5 protein-coding genes are annotated in these 3,805 nt (G+C 70.2%); all 5 read left to right on the forward strand.

Translation table 11 applies throughout. The features are described from left to right. Positions 1-229 precede the first annotated feature (229 nt). The 5 genes from NTW26_03570 to NTW26_03590 all read left to right on the forward strand — a co-directional run bounded on the left by NTW26_03570 (position 230) and on the right by NTW26_03590 (position 3,764). On the forward strand, positions 230-1,849 hold the full coding sequence (locus NTW26_03570) for a hypothetical protein (GenBank protein ID MCX7021353.1): 1,620 nt from the start codon (positions 230-232) through the stop codon (positions 1,847-1,849). A gap of 274 nt (positions 1,850-2,123) precedes the next feature. After that, on the forward strand, positions 2,124-2,543 hold the full coding sequence (locus tag NTW26_03575; protein MCX7021354.1) for a hypothetical protein: 420 nt from the start codon (positions 2,124-2,126) through the stop codon (positions 2,541-2,543). After that, positions 2,540-2,725 carry a hypothetical protein gene (locus NTW26_03580; protein MCX7021355.1) on the forward strand — a complete coding sequence of 62 codons (186 nt, stop codon included), beginning with the start codon at positions 2,540-2,542 and terminating at the stop codon, positions 2,723-2,725. Before NTW26_03575 ends, NTW26_03580 begins: the two co-directional genes overlap by 4 nt. 9 nt (positions 2,726-2,734) lie before the next feature. Continuing rightward, entirely contained in the window at positions 2,735-3,154 is a 420-nt protein-coding gene (locus tag NTW26_03585; GenBank protein ID MCX7021356.1) for a hypothetical protein, read from the forward strand. Continuing rightward, positions 3,147-3,764: a hypothetical protein gene (locus NTW26_03590; GenBank protein ID MCX7021357.1), complete on the forward strand. Its 618-nt coding sequence runs from the start codon at positions 3,147-3,149 to the stop codon at positions 3,762-3,764. The genes NTW26_03585 and NTW26_03590 overlap by 8 nt, the downstream gene beginning before the upstream one ends. Positions 3,765-3,805: the final 41 nt, after the last annotated feature.

The following is a 3,805-nucleotide window of genomic DNA, read 5'->3' on the forward strand; positions in this document are numbered from 1 at the left end:
TCCGGCGTTCCCTTTTCGAAGAAATTGTAGGGCGGCCCCGTGGGATGCATCCCCCGCGGGCCGCCGCGCGGGGGAATCAAACGTAGGGCGGCCCCGTGGGACAAGTCCCTGCGGGCCGCCGCACACAAGGGTATCAATAACAGTATAGCACATACCCCAGCGGACCTCGCCGCCCTTGCGGCGGGGGAATAAATGGTCTATACTGCGCCAATTTGATGAAGGGGGTCGCATGGGAAAGCTCGTCCCGGTTTTGTTGATCATCGCCGCCGGCGCCCTGGCCGCCGCCGGCCGCGTCGCCGTCTGGCTCGACGTCCCCGGCTCCGCCGACTACCTTCTCGTGGAGGGCGCCCGGGCCGGCTTCGAGGAGGGGTTGACCCAGGCCGGGTTGAACGTGGCGCCCCGCGATGAGGTAACCAGCATCAACACCGTCATAGACCCCTCGAGCGACGTCCAGCTCGCGCAGTTGGCCGCGGCGCTCAAGTGCGATTACGCCGCCGCCCTGACCGTCACCGCCGCGGGGGGCGGGGTGGAGATTTCCGGCCTGGTCTACGACCCCTACGCCGGAAAGCGGTACGAGGGCCCCGTCGCCCTGGCGGAGAGCGCCGACGGCGCGAGGGACATGGCCGCGCGCCTGGCCGGAGAGCTCGCGAAAGGCCTGCCCACCGCCGGACCGGTCATTTCCCTGGACGCGAAGTGGTCCACCGCCCAGGCGGCCCTCGGCGCGGACGACGGCCTCCAGTTCAACGACTATTGCTGGATCTACCGTTACGGCGAGCCGCTGGTCCACCCCGACACCGGCGAGATGCTGGGGGTGGCGGTGACCGTGGTCGGGGCGGGCCGGGTGGAGGAGGTCCGCGGCGACCACCTGTCGCTCGTCTCCCTCTCCCCGCCGGCGGAGGGCCTGGAATACTCGCCCACCGACCGGGTGCGGGCGCTGGATGAGGGGACCTACGCGAAGATGGGCTTCGCTCGCGGCACCGTGGTCTCCTTCGGCGTCCTGGGCTTCGGCGGGAACGCGGCCGTGGCGGTCCCCATCCCCCTGCCGACGGTCCACCCGCCCGGGCCCGAGGGGGTCGAGCTGAAATTGGAGGAGAGCCTGGAGCTGGACTACACCCCGGTGGGCCTGGACGTATCCTCCTCGGGCGTCGTCCTCTGCGATGACGCGGGGCGGCTCCACCTCCTCTCGTTGAAGCCGAAGAGCGGTCCCGAGCGGGTCGTCGAGACGGGGGTATCCGGGCCCGTCGCCCGCCTGGGGGACGAGGTCTACCTGGCCGACTCCTGGGAGGGGGTGGTGCTCCGATTGGCCGCCGGGTCCGACGAGCCGGAGACCTTCACCGAGGGGATCAGCCCGGAGCTGCTCGTCGCCGGGGGTAACGGCAGCCTGTGGGCCGTAGTGTTCAGCTACTCCACGGGCTGGGACCTCGTGACCTACCCCGCGCTCGAGCTCGGGCCCGCGGGCGACGTGGTCCAGGTCCGCGAGCTGAGCGCGGGCAAGCTCAACGCCCTCGCCGCGTCCCCCGACGGCACGCTCTACTACCTCGCGAGCTTCGAGCCGATCCGGGGCCTCAAGTCCGACGGGTCGGTGTTCGAGGTCGGCGCCCGAATGCTCCCCGACCCCAAGGCCCTGGACACCGACTCCCTCGGCTGGCTCTACGTCGTGGACGCGCGGTCGGGGCTGGTGGTCTTCGACGCCCGGCAGCGGATCGCGGGGACCTGGGGCGGCGCCGGCGTGGTGGACTTCCGCAACGTCAACCTCATCGCCGTGTCGGACGACGCCGTCTACCTCGCCTCCGGCTGGGACCGGATCCTTTATCGCCTGAGCCTCGCCTACACCTACCCGGAGCGCTGATTGCGCCGCGGGGTGCTCGCTCTTTTGATTCCAACCGGCGCGCTCCAGGCCGCGGGGTTTTGCCGGGGGCATAGCTCGCTCCGCTCGGTTCGCGCGGGGGCGGCCGGCGTGGGCTCGGGCGAGCTCCACGTCGTCGTGGTGGGCGAAGCCCCGGCGGAGGAGCCGGCCCGCGGGCTCGGGAAAAATGAATTTTTTAGTATATAGTTAGAATGGATCGAGGAACCGCCTGCGCGCCCCGGACCGACTGGCGCGGGCGGACCTTAGAGGAAGGGCGGTGAACGTGCGCCGGTATTCCCTCTGGGTCGTGGCGGCCGTGCTCTCGGCCCTCCCACTGGGGGTGCGCTGCGAATCCGACTCCGAGAGCGGGGAGGCCACCCTGGCCGTCGCCAACGGCACCTACTACTACCTCCACGTCCAGATAGGCTCCGAAAGCTTCCCCGACCTCCCGCCCGGCGAGACCAGCGGGCGCTCCTACATGGCCGTGGGCGACCGGGTGACCTGCCGGGTGACCTACTCCCCCGGGCAGGGCGTCTCCGGCTCCTACACCTTCGACTACACCGGCGGCGGCGGGACCACCGGCGGCCTGGGCTGCGACGAGAGCGGACAGCTCACCTGCGAGCCCGTCTCCTCCTACGGCTCCGACGACGTTGTCACCGTTTACGACGTCAACCTCCGGGGGGTGCAATCGGAATGAGAAACCTCGCGCCCCGCGTTCCGGCGTTGACGACGACCACCGCCCCGGCGGCCGACGTGGAGCGGATGATCGCCGACGAGAAAATAAACGACTTCAGTCTGAACCAGGCCCGCGGCTGCGGCGACTACTCCGGCCACGGGCGGAACCCGGTCGTCGCGACCGACATCAGCCTCTATCTCTAGGACCGGCGGATGCGACGCTCCCTGCGGATATTGCTGCCCATCCTCGCCGCCCTCCCCCTGGGCGTCCGGTGCGAGGCCGACGCCGAGGGGATGACCGACGGCTCCCTGACCCTCTACAACGACACCAGCTACTACCTCCACCTCTCCATCGGCGGGGCGGACTTCCCCTGGACCCCGCCCGGCGACTCCACCCCCCGCGTGGGGGTGGATATAGGCCGTACTCTGCACTGCACCGCGGCCTACTCCCCGGGTCAGGGGCGGACGGGGCGGACGGAATTCGACTTCTCCGCCTCGGCCGCCGACGGCGAATCCGGCGCGGCCGTCTCCTGCTACGACGGCGTCGGCACCGCATGCGACCCCCTCGTCACCAACGGAAGCGCCCCCCATTACCAGCTTTCCATCACCGAGGAGATGCTGGGGGATGCGTAACCCCGCCGTCTTACTCCTGCTCGCCCTCGCGTTCTGCGCAACCGCCGCGGACACCGAAATGCGCCTGGCGCTCTACGCCGACACCATGCTGGCCGTGGGCGACTGGGCCGCCCTGCCCGGCGACACGGGCCGCACCATGTTCGGGCCCTCCCTGGGCGGCGAGGTCGAGGCCTCCCTGCGCCTGGGGCGCACCCTCTGGGGGCTCGTGGTGAAGTACGGGACCTACGACACGGGGGGCTACGTCGGGACGGGGGAGGAGCCGAACCGGGTCGGGGAGGCCGAAGCCCACTCGTTTTCGGCCCTGGGGTTCGCCGGAGTCCGGATGGACGAGTGGGGGGCCGTGAGTTTCTGGGGCTGCCTCGGTCTGGGGGTGGAGTGGCTGCGGGCCTCCGAAACCGTGGGCGGTCGGGATTACGACTACGGGCGGGTATTCGAGCCCTGCCCCTGTGCCTGCCTCGCCATCGGCGCCGACGTCTTCCTCACCGAGGACCTCTTCGTGCCGGTCAAGGCGAGCTACGACGTGAGTTTCGGCCAGGTGCTGGGCTACGGCGGTTATTCTGGCCAGGGGGCGGACCTGGTCCTGTCCGCGGGCCTGGGCGTCTTTTTTTGATGGTCGGGGTAAGGGCCGCCCGTCCCCTCCCCCCTCTGGGG

This window comes from bacterium, assembly GCA_026398675.1.
Classification (GTDB): Bacteria; RBG-13-66-14; RBG-13-66-14; order RBG-13-66-14; family RBG-13-66-14; genus RBG-13-66-14.